We start from the raw sequence: 25773 nt of genomic DNA on the forward strand, positions 1-25773 counted from the left end.
CAAGTGGCAGGAAATTCAGAGCACCCCCTCAATATAGAAGCGACTCGCGATTGAGCAAATATAAAGTTAAAACAAGGACTCAGCTCGCACAGTCCGCCAGCGGGCCGGTCGATGACGGGCTCATGCAGACCTGCAGCAAATACCCGCCCCGCAAGATGCAAGGCATGACCTGCTACGGGCCGATCGAGTTGTCCAGGTTTCAGGAATTCCAGTCGGTGCGGGAGGATTTGCAGAAGGAGGGCGTCAACATGCCGATGCTGTAACAGGCGCTAAGGAATGCCTGAGGCGAGGGTCGACTCGTCTCAGGCATCCGCTGGTCAACCCAGCATTTCCCGCATCCGATACCAGAACATGCCAAGGGCCAGCAACGGCGAGCGCAGGGCGCGTCCGCCGGGGAAGGTCATGTGCGGCACGGCGCTGAACACGTCGAAGCCTTTGCTGTGTCCGGCATGGATCGCTTCGCCCAACAACTTGGCGCACCAGTGGGTGACGTTCAGGCCATGGCCGGAGTAGCCCTGGGCGTAGTACACGTTGGGGTGCTGGCTCAGACGCCCGACCTGGGGGAAGCGGTTGGCCGAGATGCCGATCATGCCGCCCCACTGATAGTCGATGCGCGCATCGGCCAGTTGCGGGAACACCTTGAGCATTTGCGGGCGCATGTAGGCCGCGATGTCCGCCGGGTCGCGCCCGGAGTAATGACAGGCACCGCCGAACAACAGGCGCCGATCCGCCGAGAGCCGGTAGTAATCAAGTCCGACTTTCTGGTCGCACAGCGCGACATTGTGAGGGATCAGTTGCCGGGCGGCGTCTTGCGACAAGGGTTCGGTGGCGATGATATAGCTGCCTGCCGGAAGCACCTTGCCGCTGAGCTTCGGTTCCAGCTCTTCCAGGTGGGCATTGCAAGCGAGCACCAACGTACCGGCACGCACGGTGCCACCGGCGCAGCGCACTTGCACGGTACTGCCGTGGATCAGCTCCAGCACCGGGCTTTGCTCGAAGATCTGCACGCCAAGGGACTCGGCGACTTGCGCTTCGCCCAGTGCCAGGTTCAGCGGATGCAAATGACCCGAGCCCATGTCCACCAGACCGCCGGCATATACGCCGGAGTTCACCACCTGCTCACGGATCTGGCCTGGTTCGATCAAGCGGGTTTCATGGGCATAACCGGACTCAAGCAGTTCGGCGTGCTCGGCCTTCAACCCGGCGAAGTGTGCGGCGGTGTTGGCCAGCTCGCAGAAGCCCCAGCGCAGGTCGCAATCAATGCCGTGTTCGCGGATGCGATTGGCCACCACTTGCACCGACTCGGTCCCGGCGAACTCAAGGTACTGCACGCCCTCGGCGCCGATGTGTTTGGCAAAACCACTGACGTCGTGGCCGATGCCGCGAATCAACTGGCCGCCGTTGCGCCCGCTGGCGCCCCAGCCGATCCGCCGGGCCTCCAGCAGGACCACCGAGAGCCCGCGCTGGGCCAGCTCGATAGCGGTGTTGATGCCGGTGAAACCCGCGCCGACCACGCAGACATCGGCCTCAAGGTCCGAGGCCAGCGCGGGGCGCTGTCTCATGCCCTTGGCGGACGCCGCGTAATAAGAGTGGGTATGTTCCTTGGTGTACTGATTCATTTGTTGGACTTCACTTTGCTCCACGAGCGGGTCATCAGGCGCATGATCGACTGCGGCGGCGTGGTGGAGATGTAGAGTTTGTCGAGGACTTCCTGGGACGGATATACCTCTGGGTTGCTGACCAGCTCAGGGTCCATGTACTGCTTGGCGGCCGGGTTCGGGTTGGCGTAGCCGACCGACGCACTGACCTTGGCGATCACCTGCGGGTCCAGCAGGTAGTTGATGAAGGCGTGGGCTTCCTTTGGATTGCTGGCGTCGGCGGGGATGGCCAGCAGGTCGAACCACAGGTTGGCGCCTTCCTTGGGAATGGCATAGGCGATGTTCACGCCGTTCTTGGCTTCCTTGGCGCGGTTGGCGGCCTGGAACACGTCGCCCGAATAACCGAACGCCACGCAGATGTCGCCGTTGGCCAGGTCCGAGACGTACTTGGAGGAATGGAAGTAAGTGACGTAAGGACGGATCTCCAGCAACTTGGCTTCGGCCTTCTTGTAGTCCTCGGGGCTTTCGCTGCGCGGGTCCATGCCCATGTAGTTGAGCATTGCCGGGAACACTTCGTCCGCCGAGTCCATCATCGACACGCCGCAGGCGCTGAGTTTCTTGATGTTTTCCGGTTCGAACAGCACGGCCCAGGAGTCGATCTTGTCGATGCCCAGCACCGCCTTGACCTTGTCGACGTTATAGCCGATGCCGTTGGTGCCCCACAGGTATGGCACCGAGTGCGAGTTGCCCGGATCGTTTTTCTCCAGCAGCGTCAGCAGTTTCGGGTCGAGGTTCTTGAAGCTCGGCAGTTGCTCGCGATCGAGCTTGAGGAACGCGCCGGCCTTTACCTGGCGAGCGAGGAAGTGGTTGGACGGCACCACCACGTCATACCCGGTACGCCCGGCAAGCAGCTTGCCTTCCAGGGTTTCGTTGGAATCGAATACGTCGTAGATCACCTTGATCCCGGTCTTGGCCTGGAAGTCGGCGAGGGTGGTTTCGCCGATATAGTCGGTCCAGTTGTAGACGCTGACCTGTGGTTGAGCCTGTACTGCGGCGCTGAACATCGCTGCCAGCGCGACCGGGGCCATGGATTTCAATAGACGCATATCGATACCTTCTTGGAATTATTGGATTCTTCAGGTGATTCTTTGGTGTTCACTCTCCTCCTGTGGGAGAGGGCTTGCTCCGGGCGGCGATCCGACGATGGCGGCCTGTCAATCAATGGTGATGTTGAATGTTATGGCCTCATCGCGGGCAAGCCCGCTCCCACAGGGGATGTGTGATCCCATGCGAGAGCGAGGGTTTCAGACGCTGAGCATCAGGAACTCACGCTCCCACGAACTGATGACCCGCTTGAAGTTCTCGTGCTCGGCGCGTTTGACCGCGACATAGCCCCGTACGAACTTGCTGCCCAGATAACGGCTGATGGTGTCGCTTTCTTCCATCTGGGTCAGGGCGTCCTCGATGGTGATCGGCAGGCGCAGATTGCGACGCTCATAGGCGCGACCTTGTACCGCGGCGCTCGGCTCGATGCGCTCGACCATGCCTAGGTAACCGCAAAGCAGGCTGGCGGCGATGGCCAGGTACGGGTTGGCGTCGGCGCCCGGCAGACGGTTTTCCACGCGCATGGCGTCCGGGCTGGAAGTCGGCACGCGCAGGCCGACGGTGCGGTTTTCTTCGCCCCATTCGACGTTCACCGGTGCCGAGGTGTCCGGCAGGAAGCGACGGAACGAGTTGACGTTCGGCGCGAACATCGGCAGCACTTTCGGGATGTACTTCTGCAAGCCGCCGATGTGATGCAGGAACAGCTCGCTCATGTTGCCATCGGCATCGGCAAAGATCGGCTGGCCGGTGGCAATGTCCACCACGCTCTGGTGAATGTGCATGGCACTGCCTGGCTCGTCGCCGACCGGCTTGGCCATGAAGGTCGCCGCCACGTCGTGCTTGAGCGCCGCTTCACGCATGGTGCGCTTGAACACGGTGATCTGGTCGGCCAGGTCCAGTGCGTTGCCATGGCGGAAGTTGATTTCCATCTGCGCCGGGCCGTCTTCGTGGATCAACGTGTCGAGGTCCAGACCTTGCAGTTCGCACCAGTCGTAGACGTCTTCGAACAGCGGATCGAATTCGTTGGCCGCGTCGATGGAGAACGACTGGCGACCGCTTTCGGCACGGCCCGAACGGCCCATCGGAGCCTTGAGCGGCAGGTCCGGGTCTTCGCAGCGCTGGGTCAGGTAGAACTCCATTTCCGGCGCGACAATCGGCCGCCAGCCTTTGTCGGTGTACAACTGCAGGACTTTCTTCAACACGTTGCGCGGCGACAGTTCGATCGGGTTGCCGAATTTGTCGAAGGTATCGTGGATCACGATGGCGGTCGGCTCGATGGCCCATGGCACCACGTAGATGGCGTCGGCATCCGGCTTGCAGACCATGTCGATATCGGCCGGGTCGAGCAGGTCGTAGTAGATGTCGTCGTCGACGAAGTCCCCGGTTACCGTTTGCAGAAGGACACTTTCCGGCAGGCGCATGCCTCGCTCATGCAGGAACTTGTTGGTCGGTGCAATTTTGCCGCGTGCAATGCCGGTCAGGTCGCTGACGACGCACTCGACTTCGGTAATCTTGTGATCTTTCAGCCAAGTGAACAGCTGATCGAAAGGGACATTCATAAAGACCTCGTTATTGGTTTTATTAACGCCAGGAGAGACCGGTTTCATCCGCCGGACACTTCCCCTGTAGCGCGTTGAGGTCTATCTTGGGCGAGCCTTGCGGTTCCATCTATCCACTTTAAGCAGCACAAAGCGCACCAAAAGAGTGCGTAAGGTCACCCCATGACAGGTTGCAATTCCCTCCAGGTCCAAGCCTTCAACACCGCCGATGTCGCCGAGCAAATCCGCGCCACACCGGGCTGGACCCAGCATTACCAGCAGATGTCGCCGGGGCATTTCGCAGGCCTGGTGCGTTATCTGGATCTGCAGGGGGTGGAGATTTACGAAGAGTCGATGAACACTCGGGTCGAGCAGAACTTCAGCGCGCCCCAGGGCTCGTTGTCGTTCTGTTTCGATCGTGGCGACAACGCGCTGTACGTGTTGAATGGCGAAAGCCGCAATATCTGGATCACCCCGGAGAACTACCAGGAAATCGCCGTGGTGTTCGGGCCGGAGTTCGTCAAGCGTCACAGTCTGGATATCGCCCGGCTCGAAGGGCTGTTCATGGCGCCGCTCAATTCCCAGCAGAACGCGCTGTTCTGCCGTTGGCTCAGCGGGACCTTGACGCGGTTGTCGCAGACCTTCGATCCACCGAGCCGCGAAGCGCTGACCCAGCAATTGCTGGAAGACTGCCTGTTCATCCTCGACAACGCCTGTGTCGGTCTCGACCAAAGCGCATTGCAGCGTCGGGCCGGGGAGCGGGCGATCATGAAGCGGGTAGGGGAATGGGCCGCGGACACTCCGGAAGAACACCTCAACCTGCTGGAACTGTCCCAGGTTGCCGGGGTTTCACTGCGCCAGTTGCAGCATGCGTTCAAGACCTACACTGGCATGGCGCCAACCCAATGGTTGCGCCTGCGCCGGCTCAACAGCGCCCGCCGCGAATTGCTCAGCCGCACGCCGACGCAAACCACCGTGGCGGAAGTGGCCATGCACTGGTCGTTCTGGCACCTGGGGCGATTCTCCAGCAGCTATCGCGCGCTGTTCAAGGAGTTGCCCAGCGACACCCTCAAGCGTGCGAGCGTCTCGCCGCCAACCGGGCGCGGCCGACGTTAAAACGTCGGCGGCGTAATCACCCAGATCACCACCGCATCCACCTCGCCGGGATTGCCGTAGCGGTGCGGCTCCTGGCTGGAAAAGCTGAAGCTGTCGCCTTCATTGAGCTGGAAATGGCGTTCGCCGACCCACAGTTCGAAACTGCCGGACAGCAGGTAGCCGGCTTCTTCACCGTCGTGGCTGTAGCTTTGCTGGCTGTAGGTGCCGGGCGGGAAACGCGAGTGGAGCATTTCCAGTTGGCGATTGGCTTGCGGGGTCAGCAACTGGTCGACGATGCCGTCCTCGTAATGCACGTTCAGGCGGCTGTGCTTGCGTACCACGACACCGTCGTCTTCAGGCGCGGTGACCGCTTCACTGGCGAAGAACCACTGGATGGTGACGCCGAGGCTGCGGGCAATGTTGAACAGCGCCGGGATCGACGGATAAGCGAGGTTGCGTTCCAACTGGCTGATGTAGCCGGCGGTGAGTTCGCTCTGTTGCGCCAGTTCCGCCAGGGTCATGCCGCGACGTTTGCGCAGGCCGCGAATGCGCGTGCCGAGGAAGTGCGGTTCGGCGTTGCCGGTTGCGGGCTGTGATTTGCTGTTGCTCATGGAAAATTCCGAACCGGGAGGAGTGGCACAAATCCCTGTAGGAGCGAGCATGCTCGCGATGGTCGTCAACGATAACGCTGGCGGCCTGACACCCCGAGGAGTCTGATCCTCCATCGCGAGCATGCCGCAAGCGGGCACTCGCTCCTACAGAGACCGTTTCAGCCGTAAAAGTCCCGGAGTATAAACAGCCTTAAAGCTCCCACGCGACTTTCAGGCCTTCATAAATCGCTTCTTCGGCGGTGCGCGGCGCCAGGCAGTCGCCGATGCGGCGAAACTCCACCCGTCCTTGCAACTCGGCACCCAGGGTATCGAGCGCTTGGTGCCCCTGGCACAGCACCAGGGTGTCGATGTTCTCCATCAGCATTGGCTCGCCGCTGGCGGTGTGTTGCAGGTAGACCGTATTGTCGTCGCAGCCATACAGCCGCGCGTACGGCGTGATCGGCACCCCCAGTCTGTGCAACTCGCCGGCCAGTTGATCGCGCACGTACAGCGGCAGGTTTTCCCCGCAATGGGTGCCGTTGACTGCCAGTTGCACCTGGTGCCCGGCACGCACCAGACGCTCGGCGATGCCGGGGCCGATCCAGTCGCAGCGCCAGTCGACCACCACCACCGAACGGCCGATCCGTACTTCGTCGCGCAACACCTGCCAGGCATCCACCACCTGCAATTCACCGCCGCGCTCGAAGGCCGGCCAGTACGGCTCGGCACCGGTAGCGACGATCACCATGTCGGGTTTTTCCTGCTCCACCAGTGCGCGGTCGACCCGGGTATTGCGCACTACGCGCACGCCGGCCAGTTGCATTTCCCGTTGCAGGTTGGTGCTGGCACCGCCGAATTCGCTGCGCCGTGGCAGCAACTGCGCAAGCAATACCTGACCGCCCAGTTGCGAACTGGCTTCGTACAGGGTCACGTCATGTCCGCGCTGGGCCGCGACGGCGGCGGCTTTCATCCCGGCCGGGCCACCGCCGGCAATCATGATGCGTTTGCGCCGTGGCGCTTGTCGGCGTTCGCCGAAGATCAGCTCACGCCCGGTTTCCGGGTGCTGGATACAGGAAATCGGCAAGCCCTTGTGGAAGTGGCCGATGCAGGCCTGGTTGCAGGCAATGCACGCCCGCACGTCTTCGACGCGGCCGGTGTCGGTCTTGTTGGGCATTTGCGGATCGCAGATCAGCGCCCGGGTCATGCCACACACATCGGCCTGGCCGCGAGCCAGAATCAGCTCGGCCTCCTGGGGTTGGTTGATGCGCCCGGTGACGAACAGCGGAATGTCCAGACTGGCCTTGAATGTCCCGGCTTCCCTGGCCAGGTACGCCGCTTCGATCGCCATCGGCGGCACGATATGCACCGCGCCGCCCAGGGATGCCGAGGTGCCGGCGACGATGTGCACGTAATCGAGCTGCGCCTGCAGCGACTGCACGGTGGCCAGGGACTCGTCTTCGGTCAGGCCTTGCGGGTCGCGTTCGTCGGCGGATATGCGCAGGCCGACGATGAACTGCTCGTCGGTCGCCGCGCGCACGGCGTCGATGACCTCGCGCAGAAATCGCAAACGATGCTCCAGCCCACCGTTATAGCCATCGGTACGTCGGTTGACGCGCGGATTGATGAACTGCGCCGGCAGGTAGCCGTGGCTGGCCACGACCTCGACGCCGTCGATCCCGGCCTGATGCAAGCGCCGGGCGGCAGCGGCATATCCGTCGACGATCTCGTCGATCATTGCCTGATCCAGCGCGCGGGGCATTACCCGGAAGCGTTCGTTGGGCACCGACGAGGCGGAGTAGGCCACCGCCAACAGGCCATCGCTCGATTCCATGATTTCCCGCCCTGGATGGAACACCTGGGACAACACCACGGTGCCGTGGGCATGGCAGGTTTGCGCCAGTTTGCGGTAACCCTCGATGCACGCATCGTCGGTGGCCATCAGCACGTGAGAGGTGTAGCGAGCGCTGTCGTGCACGCCGGCCACTTGCAGCACGATCAGACCGGCACCGCCCTCGGCACGCGCCCGGTGATAGGCGATCAATTGCTCATTGACCAGGTTGTCGGTGGGCATCGACGTGTCGTGTCCGCTGGACATGATGCGGTTTTTCAGGCGCTTGCCACGGATCTCCAGGGGTTCGAACAGGTGTGCGAAGGCGAGCTTCGGGGTCGGCATGGTGCGGGTACTCCAGGCAGGCTGACCTGTGTAGGAGCGAGTGCCCGCTTGCGGCATGCTCGCGATGGTCGCTAACGATAACGCTGGAAGCCTGACACCCAGCGGTGTTCTCAGGTCCATCGCGAGCATGCCGCAAGCGGGCACTCGCTCCTACAGAGGTATTATTGTTTGACTATAAAATTTACCCTCAGTAAAAAATCAATATATTTATTTACTTTTTGGCAATCGGACCGTTCACAGACAAGGCTGGATGACCTGCTTGAGTCCGTCATTGCTTTGCGGCAATGAGAACTCGGCGGTCAAGGGCTTGGCGCCTGCCTTTGCCGGGACCAACGACAGTTTCAACGGCTGGTTGCGTGAAGCATCGCTTGCCAAATAGGCCAACTCATCCCGTGGGATGTGAGTTTGGATCGCAAAAATGGAACCGACCTGGAATGCCCCGGCCGACGTCCAAAAACCGGATACCCGCAGTTCGAGGGTCGGGCGGTTTCCCATCGTGATATGCATGGGCCCGTTGGCAGCGGCATCCGGACCTTCGAATGGATCGCTGTGAAAGCCCAGGGAGCGCGGTGCGATTTGCAGCGTCACACTGGCGCCGTGAGTTTGAGAGTGGCAACTGATCTGCAGAGTGGCCTTGACGTGGTATTCACCGTAAGCGCTGTCGCCGAATGTGCGCGCAGTCAGCAAAGGGTTATTGGCAAAAGGTTGCTCGAGCAACCAGACAGGTTGCATCGGGCGGATGATTCGATCCACTTGCGCCGGCGTGTCACCAGGCTGCGCCTGTGCATCGAATGCAGCCAGTAATGCAAGAAAGAGGGCTTGGGGTGAACGAAAGGAGCCAATCATGGAGGTTTTTTCCCACGTGCCGGTCTTTCCAGAATAGGAGGAAATCAACCTACAGTCGTTCCAAACCCCGCAAGTGAATTTCTCGCGTCACCATGATGAGGATGCTGAAGCGGGGGTAACGCGACTGATCAGGATTTTGTGTTGTATGGGCTGACGCTATCGCGAGCAAGCTCGCTCCCACAGGGTTAACGGGTGTACGCAAGATCTGCGAACGACTCAATTCCCTGTAGGAGCGAGCAAGCTCGCGATGGGCGCGCCCCGGCTCCCGGACTTAAACCCGACTGGAGAAATGGCCCGCTCTTGCTGTACAGTCGTTCAGCCCAACGCTTGCCTGCGCGGGCCTGAACGATTGAACCAAGGAGCGTGTCGCCCATGAATCAGGAAGCCCGTTTTTCCCGCATGGAACCGGAGTTGCGCAAAGCCAACCTGATCGAGGCGACGCTGGTGTGCCTCAAGCGTCACGGCTTCCAGGGCGCGTCGATCCGCAAGATTTCCGCCGAGGCCGGCGTTTCGGTGGGGCTGATCAGCCATCACTATTCCGGTAAGGACGAACTGGTGGCCGAGGCCTACATGGCGATCACCGGGCGGGTCATGACCCTGCTGCGCGACGCCATGGACCAAGCCGCACCGAATGCCCGGGAGCGCTTGTCGGCGTTTTTCCGTGGTTCGTTTTCCGCCGAACTGCTGGACCCGCAACTGATCGATGCGTGGCTGGCGTTCTGGGGCGCGGTGAAAACTGCCCAGGCCATCAATCAGGTTCACGATCATTCCTATGGCGAGTATCGCGGCATCCTGCGCAAGGTGCTGGCGCAACTGGCCCAGGAGGAGGGCTGGGAACACTTCGATGCCGACCTCGCCGCCATCAGCCTCAGCGCATTGCTCGACGGTTTGTGGCTGGAGTCCGGGCTCAACCCCGACACCTTTACCCCGGAGCAGGGCATCCAGATTTGCGAGGCCTGGGTCGATGGTTTGCAGGCCGGCGGACGCCAGCGTTTTTGCGTGCGGACGAGCGACTGTTGATCAGTCGTTCAGCAATGGATACTCTCTGGCGCCGATGCAGGAAAACACTCTAATAAGAAACTGGCCTTCGGGCCTATGCCGGACACCAAGCGATGACTCCTCGGGTATTGATCGTCGATGACGATCCGCTGATTCGCGATCTGCTGCATGCCTACCTGTCCCAGGAAGGCTACGACGTCCATTGTGCCGCCACGGCGGAACTGGCGGAAACCTTCCTGGCCAGCCAGACCGTGGACCTGGTGATGCTCGACATCCGCCTGCCGGGCAAGGACGGCCTGACCCTGACCCGCGAGCTGAGGGTGCGCTCGGAAGTCGGGATCATCCTGATCACCGGGCGCAACGACGAAATCGACCGCATCGTCGGCCTTGAATGCGGCGCCGATGACTATGTGATCAAGCCTCTCAATCCACGGGAACTGGTGTCTCGGGCGAAAAACCTGATTCGCCGGGTCCGTCATGCGCAAACGCCGCAGACTGCCGTCGCGGTGGCCAAACCGGTCAAGCAGTTCGCCGACTGGGCGCTGGACACCGACCGCCGACGCCTGATCGATCCAGCCGGCAGCGAAACCCTGTTGACCCATGGTGAGTACCAGTTGCTCAGCGTGTTCCTGCGCAACAGCGGCCACACCCTCAGCCGCGACCAGTTGATGGACCAGATCCGCAATCGCGAATGGGTGCCCAACGACCGCTCCATCGACGTACTGGTGGGGCGCCTGCGCCGCAAGTTGCACGACGACCCGGCCGAGCCACAGTTGATCATCACCATTCACGGCGCCGGTTATCTGTTCACCGCGGGTGTGGCGATCTGAAGCCGATGACTCGATGGCTTTGCCTGCTGGCGATGCTGGTGGCCGGCCATGCCGCCGCGGCGGACAAGGTTCGCTATTGCGATTACCCGGTGTACCCGCCGATCTCCTGGAGCGACGGCAAGCAAGTGCGAGGCCTGGCGCCGAGCGTGGTGAAGAATTTGTTCAGTGAGTTGGGTTACGAGGTCGAGATCGTGGTGCTGGGCAACTGGAAACGCTGCCTGCTGGACGCCGCCGAAGGCCGGGTCGATGTCGTGCTGGCCTACAGCACCGCGCAACGGGAGCAGAGCATGTTGTTTTCGACGGTGCCGGTGTTGCGCGAAGAAGTGGCGCTGTTCATCAACCGTCAGCACCCGGTGACATTCGAACGGCTGGACGACCTGGCCCATTACCGCGGTGGCCTGTTGTTCGGTGAGAGCTACGGCGTGGAGTTCGATCGCATGGTCGCGCGCAACAACAATATCGAGTGGGTTTCCGACAGCCACCAGAACTTCGGCAAGCTGATTCGCGGGCGTATCGATTTCATCACCCAGGAGCGGCGTACCGGCCAGTTGTACCTGGAAAACCTGCCCGGTGGCCAGGACATCGTCGCCTTGCCCAAGGCATTGAGTGTGGACTACCTGCGGGTCGCCGTGTCGCGGCGCTCGTTCCTGGCCACCCGCATGCCAGAGATCAATGCACAGTTGCAGCGCATGGTCGAAGCCGGTGACATCGAGCGCTGGCTCAACGAGAGTGAGGTGACCTACCGCGACATGATCAACCTGCCGGCGGATGCGCAATGATTCGCGCCCGTTCCGGCGGACTGTTGCGGCGCCTGCTGCTGTTCATTCTGTTGTTCAGCCTGTGCTTCACCGTGCTGGCCAGCAGCGTGCAACTGTACATCGAGTACCGGCGGGAAATGCGCGACATCGATTCGCGCATGGAACTGATCCGCGCCGGCTATCTGGCCAGCCTGGAGCGCAGCCTCTGGGACTTGAACCAGGACCAGCTGAACGTGCAGTTGCGCGGCCTGGTTGATTTTTCCGACGTCGCCCGGGTGCGCTTGACCAGCGCCGATTTCAATCTGTTGCAGGGCAATCCCGAGCCGCTCGGACCGCTGCGCATCGAGCGGTTCGCCCTGGACTATCAGCCACCGTCCGGCCCGTTGCGCCGCCTTGGCGAACTGGAAGTGAGCACCGATCTGGGGGCGGTGTATCAGCGTCTCTACGCCACCGGATTGACCAGCCTGTTGTGGATGGCGGTGTTTCTCTGCGGCCTGGCCGTGGCGTTGTCCGGGCTGTTTTATCGACTGGTGACCCGCCACCTGAAAGTCATGGCCGAGTTTGCCCGGCGCATCGCCGCCGGTGAATGGCACGAACCCCTGGATCTGGACAAGCGTCGCGGCAATGATGAAATCGACACCGTGGCCCATGCGCTGGATGACATGCGCCGGGCGATCCTGCGGGACATCGAGCGTCGGGAAACCGATCGCCTGGCCTTGCAGGACAACCGCGACGAGCTGCTGAAAATGGTCGAACGACGGACCGCCAGCCTGATGCGCGCCAAAGACGAAGCGGAAGCGGCCAACCTCGCCAAATCACGGTTCCTGGCAACCATGAGCCATGAACTGCGCACGCCCCTCAATGGCATCCTCGGCATGGCCGAACTGTTGCGCGGCGCGCGTCTGGATGCCCAGGACGGCAAGCGCCTGGATGCCTTGCACAAGGCCGGCGAAGGCTTGCTGACGATCCTCAACGAAGTCCTGTATTTCGCCAAGCTGGAGGAGGGCGTCAGCCACCCCGAGCCGGTGGATTTCTCGCTGCGCCAATTGCTCGATGAGGTGCTGACACTGCTGGAGCCGCGAGCGCTGAACAACGACACGATCCTCGGTTGCCGGGTCGATCAGCGCATTGCCGAACATCACCACGGCGCCGAACAGTTCCTGCGCCAGGTGCTGAGCAACCTGCTGGCCAACGCGATCAAGTTCACCGAGGGCGGCGAAGTCAGCGTCGAAGTGACGCTTCTCAGCGAAGCAAACGAACAGAACGGACAGCGCCTGCGGGTCAGTGTCACTGACGACGGCATCGGCATCGCCCCGGCCATGCAGGCAAAGATTTTCGAGCGCTTCACCCAGGCCAGCGAAGAAGTCGCCCAGCGTTTTGGCGGCACCGGATTGGGGTTGGCGATCTGCAAACATCTGGTGGAACAGATGGGCGGTTGCATCGGCGTGGACAGTGAGGTGGGGCGCGGCAGCTGCTTCTGGTTCGAGCTGGCCTTGCAGCCGGCCAGCGGCGTGGTCGAGGCGGAGCCGGTGCGGGCGCCGGGGCCGGCACTGAACATCCTGGTGGTCGAGGACGTGGCGCTCAACCGCGACGTGGCCAGGGGGTTACTGCAACGGGACGGCCATCGGGTGTGGCTGGCCGAAGAGGCGCAACAGGCGCTGGAGCAGTGCGCGGCGCAGGTGTTCGACCTGCTGTTGCTGGATGTGCATCTGCCGGGCATCAGCGGTGTCGAATTATGCCGAAGGATCCGCAGCGGCGACGGGCCCAATCGCCACACCCGCATCTTTGCCCTGACCGCCAGCGTACAGCCGGCACTGGTGCGTGGGTATCTGGAGGCCGGCATGGACGGTGTCCTGGCCAAGCCCTTGAAGCTGGAAAACCTGCGCCAGGTATTGGAAGGGCAAGTGCCCGTCGTCGAGTCGCTGCTGAGCGATGAAACCATGGACTGGTCGTTGTTGCAGACCCATCGCAATCTGCTCGGCGAGCAAAAGGTCCAGGGCCTGCTGGCGGTGCTGCGCGACTCGATTGTTCAGCACCGTGATGCGCTGCATGAAGCCATGGCCGCCGAAGACTGCACCGAGGTCGCGCAACTGGCGCATCGCCTGGCCGGCAGCTGCGATTCCCTGGGCTTTCGTGCCCTGGCCGCCACGTTAAGGGCGCTGGAGACTTTGGCGTTGGCAAACGATGAATCGGCGATCCGGTGCATGAATTGCGTGTTGGATGAGCAATTGCAGCACGCGCTGACGACCCTCAAAGGCCTGTTGCAGAGCTGACGTACAAGTTTGTTACGACTTTGTACAACTTCGATCTTTACGGTCAACGCGAACTTACATGGCTTTCCAATAATCGACGCAACCGCCGCAGCGCGGTCTTCGACGCTTATTGGAGATAATAATAATGAATTGCCGTAAAGCTGATCCCTCCCTGCGCAGTGACGTCCTGTCACGCGCTGCACACCTCACCGACTGCTGAGGTGCCGACATGAGCGAAAACACTGATCGCAGCACGGGTCAAAAAGGCATCCAGCTGACCCGCGCCCTCAAGAGCCGGCACATTTTCATGCTGTCCCTGGGCGGCGTCATCGGCACCGGGCTGTTCATGGGCTCCGGCGTGACCATCAATCAGGGCGGCCCGGTCGGGGCGATCCTGGCTTACCTGGTCGCGGGTTTCCTGATGTACCTGGTGATGGTCTGCCTGGGCGAACTGTCGGTGCAGATGCCGGTGTCCGGTTCGTTCCAGACCCACGCCAGCAAATACATCGGCCCGGCCACCGGGTTCATGATCGGCTGGGTGTACTGGATGAGCTGGGCCACCACCGTCGGCCTGGAATTCACCGCCGCCGGCATGCTGATGACGCGCTGGTTTCCGACGGTGCCGATCTGGTACTGGTCGGCGCTGTTCGTGGTGGTGCTGTTCGGCATCAATGCCCTGGCGACCCGCGCTTTCGGTGAAGCCGAATACTGGTTCTCGGGGATCAAGGTCGCGGCCATTCTCGGTTTCATCGTGGTCGGCGTGCTGGTGATCTTCGGGGTGATGCCTTTGAGCAGCGGCGCACCGGCACCGATGGCAACCAACCTGATTGGCGATTCGCTGTTCCCCAACGGTCTGTCGGCAGTGTTCGCGGTGATGATGACCGTGGTCTACGCGTTCCAGGGTTGCGAGATCATGGGCGTGGCGGCCGGTGAAACCGATCAGCCGGAAAAGAGCATCCCCCGCGCCGTGCGCAACGTGGTGTTCCGCGTGCTGATCTTCTACGTGCTGGCGATTGTCGTGCTGTCGGCCATCGTGCCCTGGCAGCAGGCGGGGCTGATGGAAAGTCCGTTCGTGCAGGTGTTCGACATGGTCGGCATACCTTACGCCGCTGACCTGATGAACTTCGTGATCCTTACCGCGATCCTGTCGGTGGGCAACTCCGGCCTGTACGCCTCGACGCGCATTCTGTGGGCGATGTCGAAAACCGGCATGGCGCCGAAAAGCCTGTCGCCGCTGAGCAAGCGTGGCGTGCCGTTGCGTGCCTTGTGCATCACCTTGTGCTTCGCGCTGGTGTCGCTGATGACCAGCTTCGTCGCCGCCGACACCTTGTTCATGGTGCTGATGGCGGTGAGCGGCATGTCCGGCACCGTGACCTGGATTGTCATAGCCCTGGCGCAATACAAGTTCCGCAAGGCGTACCTGCGCGATGGCGGCAAACTCGGCGACCTGAAATACCGCGCGCCGTGGTTCCCGGTACTGCCGCTGATGTGCATCACGCTGTGCAGTTCGTTGTTCGTGTTCCTGGCCCTGGATGAAACCCAGCGTCCGTCGCTGTATTGGGGCTTTGGATTCATTGCGCTGTGTTATGGCGCGTACTTCCTGATTCACCGCAAGCGCCAGGGCGTGTTGGCGCCGAGCTTGCCGACGACGTAATACCTTCCAGTAAGCACTTCCCCCTGTGGGAGCGAGCCTGCTCGCGAAGGCGGTGTGTCAATCAACAGAGATGTTGGATGTGACGCCGTCTTCGCGAGCAGGCTCGCTCCCACAGGCGTTTTACGGTGCTCTGTGGGCAGTTGTTCGAAGTTGTAACAGCGTCCATGGACTGCTCTCGCGAATCAAGAAAAAAATCAATAAAACCAATTGGTTATCGAGATGTTGTGCTTGTTACAGCGCATTTCTCCGCCAATTGCCGCCTTACTGAACACTCGTTTAGTATGGCCTCAAGTCGCGTCACCTCAGACCCATCACAACAATTCGAGGATACCCATGACCACTCAATCGTCGCTGCTCAGCCAGGTCGAAGCAGGCGTTGCCTGGATCACCCTCAATCGCGTTGCCCAGCGCAACGCACTGGACATTCCGACGCTGAAAAACCTGCACGCCTTGCTCGACGGTTTCAACGCCGATCCGGCGGTGCGCGTGGTGGTGTTGACCGGTAGCGGACGCAGCTTCTGCGCCGGTGCCGACCTCGATGAATGGGCCGATGCCGAAGCCCGGGGCGCGCTGGAAACCTACGGCTGGACCGAAACCGCCCACGCGCTGATGTCCCGCCTGCACAGCCTGGACAAACCGACCATCGCCGCCATCAACGGCACCGCCGTCGGTGCCGGGATGGACTTGACCCTGTGCTGCGACCTGCGCATCGCCGGGCAATCGACGCGCTTCAAGGCCGGCTACACCAGCATGGCCTACTCGCCGGACGCCGGCGCCAGTTGGCACCTGCCGCGTTTGATCGGCAGCGAACAGGCCAAGCGCCTGCTGTTCCTCGACGAACTGTGGGGCGCCGACCGTGCCCTGGCCGCCGGGCTGGTGGGCGAAGTGTGCGCCGACGAGCAACTGCTGAGCGTTACCAGCGAACTGGCCGCACGCCTGGCCGCCGGCCCGACCTTCGCCTTCGCCCAGACCAAAAGGCTCATGCGTGAAGGCGCCGAGCGCAGCCTGGCCGAACAACTGCAAGCCGAACTCGCCGCCGGCCTGTTGTGCGGTCGCAGCGAAGACGGCAATGAGGCCCTGCGCGCCGCCATGGAAAAGCGCCCGGCGCATTTCATCGGACGTTGATTTCCCACACCTCTTTCAGCACACGAACAACAGGTAGCACCATGAATTTCCAACTGACCCAAGAACAAGAAATGTTGGTGGACTCGGTACGCAGCTTCGTCGAGAAGGAACTGCTGCCCTATGAAGAACAAGTCGACCGCGCCGATGAAGTGTCCCCGGAGCTGGCGGCGCAGATTCGCGGCAAGGCGATTGCCGCCGGTTTCTACGCCTTCAACATGCCCGAAGAAGTGGGCGGCGGTGGCCTGGATTACCTGTCCCAGGCATTGATCGAGCGAGAGCTGTCCAAGGTGTCCTGGGCATTGCACGTGTTTGTCGCACGGCCGTCGAAAATCCTCATGGCCTGCACCGGCGACCAGATCAACGACTACCTCTTGCCGTGCATCCAGGGTGAAAAGATCGACTGCTTCGCCTTGACCGAGCCGGGTGCCGGTTCCGACGCCAATGCGATCAAGACGCGCGCCGTGCGTGAAGGCGACGACTTCATTCTCAACGGCAGCAAGCATTTCATCAGCCACGCCGGCCATGCGGACTTCGCCATTGTCTTCGCCGTCACCGACACCTACGAACACAACGGCAAAAAGCGCAACGCCGTGACTTCGTTCCTGGTCGACCGCAACACGCCGGGCATGACCATTCGCCGTGGACCGAAGTGCGTGAGCAACCGTGGTTATCACACCTTCGAAATGTTCTTCGACGACTGCCGTGTGCCGGCCAGCAAAGTGCTGGGTGAAGTCGGCAAGGGTTGGGACGTGGCCAACGCCTGGCTGACCGCCGGGCGGGTGATGGTCGCCGCCAACTGCGTCGGTCAGGCCCAGCGCGCACTGGATGTGTCGCTGCAATGGGCGGCGGACCGCAAACAGTTCGGCCAGCCGATTGGCACCTACCAGGGCGTGTCGTTCAAATTGGCCGACATGGCCACGCAAATCCGCGCCGCTGAACTGCTGACCCTGCACACCGCGTGGAAAATGGATCAGGGCACCATGACCGATGGCGAGGCCGGCATGGCCAAGCTGTTCGCCAGTGAAGTGCTCGGCCGTACCGCCGATGAAGCGGTGCAGATCTTCGGTGGCATGGGCCTGATGGACGAAGGTCCGGTGGAGCGCATCTGGCGTAACGCGCGGATCGAACGGATCTGGGAAGGCACCTCGGAAATCCAGCGCCACATCATTTCCCGCGAGCTGCTGCGGCCGCTGTTGCGCTGATCGGCCTGGAGAATTCCCATGTCCCATACCATTCGTGACAACCTCAAACGCATGCTCGCGCCACAGCACGTGGCGTTCGTCGGTGGCCGCAGCATGGCTCGCGCGCTCAAGCGCTGTGCCGACGGCGGCTACCAGGGGCAAATGTGGCTGGTCAATCCGCAGCACGACAACCTCGAAGGTGTGCCGTGCGTGCGCAGCGTGGCCGAGCTGCCTTGCGGGCCGGACGCGGTATTCATCGCCACCAACCGTGAACTCACCCTGACTTGCGTTGCCGAACTGGCTGCCATCGGCGCGGGCGGCGCGATCTGCTATGCCTCCGGTTTCGCCGAGACCGGCGCCGAAGGCCAGGCCCTGCAACAGCAACTGCTCAAGGCCGCTGGCGACATGGCCTTGCTGGGTCCCAACTGCTACGGCCTGCTCGACTACCTGCACAGCTCTGCGCTGTGGCCGGTGGCCCACGGTGGCAAAGCGGTGGAGAAGGGCGTGGCGGTGCTGACCCAGAGCGGCAACTTCGCCTACAACCTGTCCATGAGCGACCGCTCGCTGCCGGTGGCCTACATGGCCTCGGTGGGAAACCAGGCGCAACTGGGCGTGGCTGAACTGATGGATGTGTTGCTCGACGAGCCGCGCGTCACGGCGATCGGCCTGCACCTGGAAGGCCTGAAAAACGTGCCGGGTTTCGCTCGTGCCGCACACAAGGCGCTGGAGAAGGGCATCCCGATCATCGCGCTGAAAACCGGCGTGTCACAGATCGGTGCCGAGCTGGCCCTGAGTCACACCAGTTCGCTGTCCGGTTCCGATGCGCTGTACGACGCACTGTTCGATCGCCTCGGGGTGATTCGCGTCAGTGGCCCTGTGAGTTTTGTCGAAACCCTCAAAGCCGCTGCCTGCGGCAACCTGCCGACGGGCAACAGCCTGGTCGCGCTGGCCTGTTCCGGCGGCGATGCCGGGCTGATTGCCGACTATGCCGAACGCAACGACCTGAGCCTGCCCAAACTCGATCAAGGACAAGTCGGCGAACTCGCGCAAGTGCTGCCGAGCTACGCCAACCTGGTCAACCCGCTGGATTTCACCACGGCCATCTGGGGCGACGGCGAAGCCTTGAACCGCATGCTCGACAGTGCCCTGCGCACTGAAGCCGACGCGGCGATGCTGGTGCTCGACTACCCATCGGAGTTCACCGGCGAGCGCAAGGAGTGCGACCTGCTGCTGGAGCTGTACTGCGCGGCGTTGCAACGTCACGGCAAGGTCGGTTTTGTCACCTCGGCGTTCCCCGAATTGCTGCCGGCCCATGCTCGCGAGCGTTTGCACGCGCAAGGTGTCGCGGCGTTGCAGGGCGTTGAAGACGGGTTGGCCGCGTGGGGCCGCATCGCCGGTTATCAGCGCCAGCGCCAGGCGTTGTTGGCGCTGGGCGAATCGGCGCTGGTCCCGCTATGCCCGCAAGCGCTGGAAGGTGAGGGGCGTTTGCTCAATGAATGGGATTCCAAGCAGGCGTTGAAAGGTTTTGGCCTGCCGGTTCCGAACGGTGTCTTGAGTAGCCCGGAGCAGGCCCTGAAGGACGCCGAATCACTGGGTTACCCGCTGGTATTGAAAGCGGTCAGCGCCCGGTTGCCGCACAAGACCGAGGCCGGCGCCGTGGCGCTGAACCTCAAGGACGGCGCGGCATTGAGCGCCGCACTGGAGAAGATGCGCGCCAGCATTGCCGCTTACGCCCCGGGCGTTGCTTTCGACCAGCTGTTGCTGGAACCGATGGCCAGGCCGCCACTGGCTGAGTTGATCGTTGGTATCAAACGGGAAAACGATTTTGGCCTGGCCCTGGTGATCGGTGCCGGCGGCATTCTGGTGGAGCTGCTCAAGGACAGTCGCAGCCTGTTGCTGCCGACCACCGACGGCGCCATCCGCAATGCCTTGCTCAGTCTGCGCAGTGCCCCGTTGCTGCAAGGTTTCCGTGGCCGCGAATCCGCCGACCTCGACGCCCTGGTGACGGCGATCCGTGCCGTGGCCGATTACGCCTGCGAAAACGCTGCCCAGTTGCTGGAGCTCGATGTGAACCCATTGTTGGTCGGTGCCGATGGCACGACTGCGGTCGATGCGTTGATCCGCCTCGGCCATGCGTGAGGATCTGAACATGCAAAGCAAAACCTTGACCGGTGGCCAGGCGCTGGTGCGTCTGCTCGCCAACTACGGCGTCGATACCGTGTTCGGTATCCCCGGCGTACACACCCTGGAACTTTATCGCGGCTTGCCCGGCAGCGGCATCCGCCATGTGCTGACTCGCCATGAGCAGGGCGCCAGCTTCATGGCCGACGGTTATGCCCGGGTCAGCGGCAAACCCGGCGTGTGCTTCGTCATTACCGGCCCCGGCGTGACCAACGCCGCCACCGGCATCGGCCAGGCCTACGCCGACTCGATTCCGATGCTGGTGATTTCCAGCGTCAACCACAGCGCCAGCCTCGGCAAGGGCTGGGGCAGCCTGCACGAGTGTCAGGATCAGCGCGCCATGACCGCGCCGATCACCGCGTTCTCGGCGGTGGCGCTGACCGCCGAGGACCTGCCGGAACTGATCGCCCGTGCCTACGCGGTGTTCGACAGCGAGCGGCCGCGTCCGGTGCACATCTCGGTGCCGTTGGACGTGCTGGCGGCGCCGATCGCCCGTGACTGGAGCAATGAAGTGGTGCGTCGTCCGGGCCGTGGCCCGGCATCCGCCACTGCGCTGGACCAGGCCGTGGCCAGGCTCAACGCTGCCAAACGCCCGATGATCATTGCCGGTGGCGGTGCGCTGAAAGCCACTGACGAATTGCAGGAAATCAGCACCCGGCTCGCCGCACCGCTGTTCACCAGCGTCGCTGGCAAAGGCCTGCTGCCACCGGATGCGCCGCTCAACGCCGGTTCCTGCCTGTGCGTAGAGCCAGGCTGGAACTTCATCGCCGAGGCCGATGTGGTTCTGGCGGTCGGCACCGAAATGGCCGACACCGACTTCTGGCGCGAGCGTTTACCGCTCAATGCCGAACTGCTGCGCATCGACATCGACCCGCGCAAGTTCAATGACTTCTACCCCTGCGCAGTGGCCTTGCATGGCGACGCCCAACAAACCCTCGGCGGTTTGCTTGAGCGACTGCCGAGCGACGTGCGCGATGCCAGCGCAGCGGTTGCCTCGGTCGCCGCCCTGCGTGAAGCGGTCAAGGCCAGCCATGGTCCGTTGCAGTCGATCCATCAATCGATTCTTGACCGCATTGCTGCAGAACTGCCGGAAAACGCCTTCATCAGCACCGACATGACCCAGCTTGCGTATACGGGTAACTACGCCTTTGACAGCCTGGCTCCCCGCAGTTGGTTGCACCCGACGGGCTACGGCACCCTGGGTTACGGTCTGCCGGCCGGGATCGGGGCCAAGTTCGGCGCGCCCCAGCGTCCGGGGCTGGTGCTGGTCGGTGACGGCGGTTTTCTCTATACCGCCCAGGAGCTGGCCACGGCTGTTGAAGAACTGGACAGCCCGCTGGTGGTGCTGCTGTGGAACAACGATGCGCTGGGGCAGATCCGCGACGACATGCTCGGCCTGGACATCGAGCCCATCGGCGTACTGCCGCGCAACCCGGATTTCGCAGCCCTCGCTCGTGCGTTCGGCTGCACCGTGACCCAGCCGCAGAACCTCGCGGAACTGCAAACCGACCTGCGCCATGGCTTCACTCGCAATGGTGTCACCCTGATCGAGCTCAAGCATGCTTGCGTTCGCTGAATTCACTGTAGGAGCGAGTGCCCGCTTGCGGCAAGCTCGCGATGGACGTCAACGATGACACTGGCGGCCTGACACCCCGCGGTGCCTGTGCCGCCATCGCGAGCATGCCGCAAGCGGGCACCCGCTCCTACAAGGATCATGTTTATAGGAGGAAGGCCATGCGCTTTTCCGATCTGACTCAACGAATCGCCGGCGATGGCGCCGCCGCGTGGGACATTCACTACCGCGCCCTGGCGCTGCGCGAGCAAGGCCAGGACATTCTGCTGTTGTCCGTGGGCGACCCGGATTTCGACACGCCGCAGCCTATCGTGCAGGGCGCCATCGACAGCCTGCTCAATGGCAACACCCATTACGCCGAAGTGCGCGGCAAGCGTGCCCTGCGCGAAGCCATCGCCCGGCGTCATCAACAACGCAGCGGCCAATCGGTGTCGGCGGACCAGGTCACCGTCCTGGCCGGGGCGCAATGTGCGCTGTTCAGCGTGGCCCAATGCGTGCTCAACCCCGGTGACGAGGTGATCGTCGCCGAACCGATGTACGTCACCTACGAAGCCGTGTTCGGTGCCTGCGGCGCCGTGGTGGTGCCGGTACCGGTGCGCTCGGAAAACGACTTTCGCGTGCTGCCCGAAGATGTCGCCGCGCGTATCACCCCTCGTACCCGTGCGCTGGCGCTGAACAGCCCGCACAATCCGTCCGGCGCCAGTCTGCCGCGCAGCACCTGGGCCGCCTTGGCCGAGTTGTGCATTGCCCATGACCTGTGGCTGATTTCCGACGAGGTCTACAGCGAATTGCTGTTCGAAGGCGAGCACGTCAGCCCGGCGAGTCTGCCGGGCATGGCCGAGCGCACCGCGACTCTCAACAGTCTGTCGAAATCCCATGCCATGACCGGTTGGCGCGTGGGTTGGGTGGTGGCGCCGCCATCCCTGGCCGCGCACCTGGAAAACCTCGCGCTGTGCATGCTCTACGGCTCGCCGGATTTCGTACAGGACGCCGCCGTGATTGCCCTGGAAAGCAACCTGCCGGAGCTCGACGCCATGCGCGAAGCCTATCGCCAGCGGCGCGATCTGGTGTGCGACAGCCTGGCCGATTGCCCCGGCGTGCGGGCGTTGAAACCCGACGGCGGGATGTTCGTGATGCTCGATGTTCGTCAGACCGGGCTCAGCGCCCAGGCGTTCGCCGACCGTTTGCTGGATCGTCATGGCGTGTCGGTATTGGCTGGCGAGGCTTTCGGTCCGAGCGCGGCGGGGCATATTCGACTCGGCCTGGTGGTCGGCGCCGAACCGCTGCGCGATGCCTGCCAGCGCATTGCCCGTTGTGCCCGAGAATTGATGGAGGCCCAGGCTCATGCTTGACCACAAGACACTGTTTATTGATGGACGCTGGCAGAAACCGTCGGGGCAGGGCATCGCCGAGGTGATCAACCCGGCGACCGAGCAGGTGTGCGGCAGTGTTCCGCTGGGTGACGAACGCGATGTCGAAAACGCCGTTGCGGCTGCCCGCCGGGCCTTTGCTTCATGGTCGCGTACGCCGTCCAGCGTACGTGCCGGCTACATCCGTGCCTTGACCGAGCAATTGCGGGCCCGTGCCGATGAGATGGCAACGGTCATCACCACGGAATTGGGTATGCCGGTGCAATGGTGCCGCTCGGTGCAGGTCGACGGGCCGATCATCGGCCTTGAGCAATACGTTGAACTCGCGGGGCTGATGGACGAAGTGCGCGAAGTCGGCAATTCCCTGGTGATCCGCGAAGCGGTGGGTGTCTGCGCGTTCATCAACCCGTGGAATTACCCGTTGCACCAGCTGATCGGCAAACTCGCCCCGGCCCTGGCCGCCGGCTGCACGGTGGTGGTCAAGCCGAGCCAGGACACGCCGCTGCATGCATTCCTGTTGGCGCAAATGATCGAGGACATCGGCCTGCCGGCGGGGGTGTTCAACCTGGTCAGCGGGCCCGGCTCGAAAGTCGGCGAGGCGCTGGCCAAGCACCCGGACGTGGATATGGTGTCGTTCACCGGCTCCACCGGCGCCGGCGTTCGTGTGGCGCAGGCTGCGGCACCTTCGGTCAAGCGTGTGTGCCTGGAACTGGGTGGCAAGTCGCCGTTGCTGATCGCCGAGGATGCGGATCTCGCCGCAGCCGTGCGCTACGGCGTGCAGGATGTGATGATCAACTCTGGCCAGACCTGCACCGCGTTGACCCGCATGCTGCTGCCGGCCAGTCGCTACGCCGAGGCCGTCGAACTGGCGTTGGCGGAAACCTTGAGCCTGCGCATGGGCGACCCTCTGGACCCGCAAAGCTTCCTCGGCCCGATGTGTTCGGCCGGGCAGCGGCGCACCGTTCTCGACTACGTCAAGGTTGGCCAACAGGAAGGCGCACGGCTGCTGTGTGGCGGTGAAACGCCGTCGGCCTTCGAACGCGGCTTCTATGTCAGCCCGACGCTGTTCGTCGATGTCGACAACCGCATGCGCATCGCCCAGGAAGAAATCTTCGGCCCGGTGCTGTGCCTGATTCCTTACACCGACGAAGCACAGGCGATCCAGATCGCCAACGACTCGCCGTTCGGCCTGTCCAGCGGCGTGTGGGCCGGCAGTGCCGAGCGCGCCTTGCATCTGGGGCGGCAGATGCGCGCCGGGCAATGCTTCGTCAATGGCGCGACATTCAATTATCAGGCGCCGTTCGGTGGCTACAAGCAGTCGGGTAACGGTCGCGAATGGGGTGAGGAGGGGCTGAACGAGTTCGTCGAAGTGAAGGCGATCCAGGTGTGACGGTTGGCGATTCAGATTGCTCATCACCCGTGATATCGCTACTCCACACTTTCAACCGATACGCTGGAAAAGTCTAAGGAACCACCATGAAAGTACTGATCGTCCACGCTCACCCGGAGCCGCAATCCTTCACCGCCGCCCTGCGTGACCAGGCCGTGGCCACCCTTCAGGCCCAGGGCCACGAAGTGCAGGTCAGCGACCTGTACAAAATGAACTGGAACCCGGTGGCCAGCGACGCGGACTTCTCGAGTCGGGAAAACCCGGAGTACCTGGTCTACGCCCTGGAACAACGCCTGGGCGTGAAGAGCCAGTCGCTGGCGCCGGACATCCAGGCAGAACTTGATAAACTCTTGTGGGCCGACCTGCTGATCCTCAACTTCCCGATTTTCTGGTTCTCCGCCCCGGCCATGCTCAAGGGCTGGATCGACCGGGTGCTGGTATCGGGCATTTGCTATGGCGGCAAGCGCTTCTACGATCAGGGCGGCCTGGCCGGCAAGAAAGCGCTGGTGACGGTGACCCTGGGCGGTCGCGAGCACATGTTCGGCGAAGGCGCGATTCACGGCCCGCTGGAAGACATGCTGCGGCCGATCCTGCGCGGCACGCTGGCTTACGTCGGGTTCGAGGTGCTGGAGCCTTTCGTGGCCTGGCATGTGCCCTACATCAGTGAAGAGGCGCGCCAACAATTTCTGGTCGATTACGGCCAGCGCTTGCATCACCTGAGCGACGACCAGCCGCTGGTGTTTCCGAAGCTGTCGCAGTTCGATGACAAGCTCTACCCGCTGACCTGACCACACCACATCCTCTCTGTAGGAGCGAGCATGCTCGCGATGGTGGTTCAGCCAACACAAATGTTGAAGCTGATACCCTCATCGCGAGCATGCCGCAAGCGCGCACCCGCTCCTGCATCGCAAATCCTTCCCCGTGGAGCGAGTGAACTACACTTTTCAATTGCTCCATCCAATCGGTAGGCGACGCATGGGCGTTGTTTGCCGCCGCCAGTCGATCCAAAGGCTTGCCCGTTGCGGCAAACCTGTCGGAGGTCATCATGAAAAGGTTTTCACCGGTCAGCCTGTGCATCGCCCTGTCGGTTTTGAGCGCCCCGGTATGGGCGCAAACGGTAGTGCCGATGAAAGGGCAAAGTTCGCAACAAACCCAGGCCGACATGAACGAATGCAACAGCATCGCCGCCAGCCAAAGCACCTCGACGTCGTCCTCGTCTTCCGGCGGGAGGCTCAAGGGCGCTGCTGCAGGCGCCGCCGCCGGCGCGGCCGCGGCCCAGGTACGCGGCAATCAGCATGACGAGGTTTATGACCGCGTCGATAGTGATGTGCAACAGGAATACCGCCAGAACCGCGCCAAGGAAACAGCGGCGGCCGGCATGGTGGTCGGTGGTTCACGTCAGCGCCAGGAACGCCGGGCGGATGCGAAAACCACACAGGCAAACACCGCGACGGCTTACACCAGCTGTTTGCAGGGCAAGGGTTATCAGGTCAACCCTTGAGGTATGGAACACCCT

The 25773-nt window shown here is 62.5% G+C and carries 21 protein-coding genes; 15 read left to right on the forward strand and 6 right to left on the reverse strand.

From position 1 onward, the window contains the following. Positions 1 to 122: 122 nt before the first annotated feature. Positions 123 to 263, forward strand: coding sequence for a hypothetical protein (locus CAG47_RS28575; RefSeq protein WP_158091313.1), 141 nt, complete (start codon positions 123 to 125; stop codon positions 261 to 263). A gap of 54 nt (positions 264 to 317) precedes the next feature. On the opposite strand, the gene CAG47_RS13030 is transcribed toward CAG47_RS28575, so the two are convergent. From CAG47_RS13030 to CAG47_RS13040, 3 genes are all read right to left on the reverse strand, one after another. Beyond that, complete coding sequence (locus CAG47_RS13030; RefSeq protein ID WP_085725265.1) at positions 318 to 1619, reverse strand: FAD-binding oxidoreductase; 1302 nt, start codon at positions 1617 to 1619, stop codon at positions 318 to 320. Further along, positions 1616 to 2704, reverse strand: coding sequence for a polyamine ABC transporter substrate-binding protein (locus tag CAG47_RS13035; protein WP_085725266.1), 1089 nt, complete (start codon positions 2702 to 2704; stop codon positions 1616 to 1618). The genes CAG47_RS13030 and CAG47_RS13035 overlap by 4 nt, the downstream gene beginning before the upstream one ends. Positions 2705 to 2902: 198 nt before the next feature. After that, positions 2903 to 4261, reverse strand: a complete 1359-nt coding sequence (locus tag CAG47_RS13040; RefSeq protein ID WP_085725267.1) for a glutamine synthetase family protein — start codon at positions 4259 to 4261, stop codon at positions 2903 to 2905. 162 nt (positions 4262 to 4423) lie between these two features. On the opposite strand from CAG47_RS13040, the gene CAG47_RS13045 reads away from it, so the two are divergent. Beyond that, positions 4424 to 5356, forward strand: a complete 933-nt coding sequence (locus tag CAG47_RS13045; protein WP_085725268.1) for a helix-turn-helix domain-containing protein — start codon at positions 4424 to 4426, stop codon at positions 5354 to 5356. Here CAG47_RS13045 and CAG47_RS13050 read toward each other — a convergent pair. The 3 genes from CAG47_RS13050 to CAG47_RS13060 all read right to left on the reverse strand — a co-directional run bounded on the left by CAG47_RS13050 (position 5353) and on the right by CAG47_RS13060 (position 8992). Then, complete coding sequence (locus CAG47_RS13050; RefSeq protein ID WP_085725269.1) at positions 5353 to 5946, reverse strand: cupin domain-containing protein; 594 nt, start codon at positions 5944 to 5946, stop codon at positions 5353 to 5355. The two genes, CAG47_RS13045 and CAG47_RS13050, sit on opposite strands and share 4 nt — an antisense overlap. Before the next feature lie 190 nt (positions 5947 to 6136). Beyond that, positions 6137 to 8098 carry an FAD-dependent oxidoreductase gene (locus CAG47_RS13055; RefSeq protein WP_085725270.1) on the reverse strand — a complete coding sequence of 654 codons (1962 nt, stop codon included), beginning with the start codon at positions 8096 to 8098 and terminating at the stop codon, positions 6137 to 6139. Between the two features lie 234 nt (positions 8099 to 8332). Further along, positions 8333 to 8992, reverse strand: a complete 660-nt coding sequence (locus CAG47_RS13060; protein ID WP_143515842.1) for a hypothetical protein — start codon at positions 8990 to 8992, stop codon at positions 8333 to 8335. Positions 8993 to 9316: 324 nt separating this feature from the next. On the opposite strand from CAG47_RS13060, the gene CAG47_RS13065 reads away from it, so the two are divergent. The 13 genes from CAG47_RS13065 to CAG47_RS13125 all read left to right on the forward strand — a co-directional run bounded on the left by CAG47_RS13065 (position 9317) and on the right by CAG47_RS13125 (position 25758). Continuing rightward, positions 9317 to 9964 (forward strand): TetR family transcriptional regulator C-terminal domain-containing protein, encoded by a 648-nt coding sequence (locus tag CAG47_RS13065; RefSeq protein WP_085725272.1) that lies wholly within the window; start codon positions 9317 to 9319, stop codon positions 9962 to 9964. 92 nt (positions 9965 to 10056) lie between these two features. Beyond that, entirely contained in the window at positions 10057 to 10773 is a 717-nt protein-coding gene (locus tag CAG47_RS13070; protein ID WP_085725273.1) for a response regulator, read from the forward strand. 5 nt (positions 10774 to 10778) lie between these two features. Then, entirely contained in the window at positions 10779 to 11552 is a 774-nt protein-coding gene (locus tag CAG47_RS13075; protein WP_085725274.1) for an ABC transporter substrate-binding protein, read from the forward strand. Next, positions 11549 to 13804: an ATP-binding protein gene (locus CAG47_RS13080; protein WP_085725275.1), complete on the forward strand. Its 2256-nt coding sequence runs from the start codon at positions 11549 to 11551 to the stop codon at positions 13802 to 13804. The genes CAG47_RS13075 and CAG47_RS13080 overlap by 4 nt, the downstream gene beginning before the upstream one ends. A 208-nt stretch (positions 13805 to 14012) precedes the next feature. Continuing rightward, the gene (locus CAG47_RS13085; protein ID WP_085725276.1) at positions 14013 to 15437 is read left to right on the forward strand and encodes an amino acid permease; all 1425 of its coding nucleotides are present in this window, start codon (positions 14013 to 14015) and stop codon (positions 15435 to 15437) included. A 333-nt stretch (positions 15438 to 15770) separates the two neighbouring features. Continuing rightward, positions 15771 to 16562: an enoyl-CoA hydratase/isomerase family protein gene (locus CAG47_RS13090; RefSeq protein WP_085725277.1), complete on the forward strand. Its 792-nt coding sequence runs from the start codon at positions 15771 to 15773 to the stop codon at positions 16560 to 16562. A 41-nt stretch (positions 16563 to 16603) separates the two neighbouring features. After that, positions 16604 to 17764, forward strand: coding sequence for an acyl-CoA dehydrogenase family protein (locus tag CAG47_RS13095; protein ID WP_007981552.1), 1161 nt, complete (start codon positions 16604 to 16606; stop codon positions 17762 to 17764). 18 nt (positions 17765 to 17782) lie between these two features. After that, entirely contained in the window at positions 17783 to 19882 is a 2100-nt protein-coding gene (locus CAG47_RS13100; protein ID WP_085725278.1) for an acetate--CoA ligase family protein, read from the forward strand. Between the two features lie 10 nt (positions 19883 to 19892). Then, positions 19893 to 21500: a 5-guanidino-2-oxopentanoate decarboxylase gene (locus CAG47_RS13105; RefSeq protein ID WP_085725325.1), complete on the forward strand. Its 1608-nt coding sequence runs from the start codon at positions 19893 to 19895 to the stop codon at positions 21498 to 21500. 158 nt (positions 21501 to 21658) lie between these two features. Beyond that, a complete protein-coding gene (locus CAG47_RS13110) occupies positions 21659 to 22849 on the forward strand; it encodes a pyridoxal phosphate-dependent aminotransferase (protein ID WP_085725326.1) in 1191 nt (396 codons plus the stop codon). Next, positions 22842 to 24257 carry an aldehyde dehydrogenase family protein gene (locus CAG47_RS13115; RefSeq protein ID WP_085725279.1) on the forward strand — a complete coding sequence of 472 codons (1416 nt, stop codon included), beginning with the start codon at positions 22842 to 22844 and terminating at the stop codon, positions 24255 to 24257. Before CAG47_RS13110 ends, CAG47_RS13115 begins: the two co-directional genes overlap by 8 nt. A gap of 86 nt (positions 24258 to 24343) precedes the next feature. Further along, the gene (locus tag CAG47_RS13120; RefSeq protein WP_085725280.1) at positions 24344 to 25045 is read left to right on the forward strand and encodes an NAD(P)H-dependent oxidoreductase; all 702 of its coding nucleotides are present in this window, start codon (positions 24344 to 24346) and stop codon (positions 25043 to 25045) included. A gap of 257 nt (positions 25046 to 25302) precedes the next feature. Then, positions 25303 to 25758, forward strand: a complete 456-nt coding sequence (locus tag CAG47_RS13125) for a YMGG-like glycine zipper-containing protein (protein WP_085725281.1) — start codon at positions 25303 to 25305, stop codon at positions 25756 to 25758. Positions 25759 to 25773: the final 15 nt, after the last annotated feature.

Origin of the sequence: Pseudomonas sp. R37(2017) (assembly GCF_002113375.1) — a bacterium.
Classification (GTDB): domain Bacteria; phylum Pseudomonadota; class Gammaproteobacteria; order Pseudomonadales; family Pseudomonadaceae; genus Aquipseudomonas.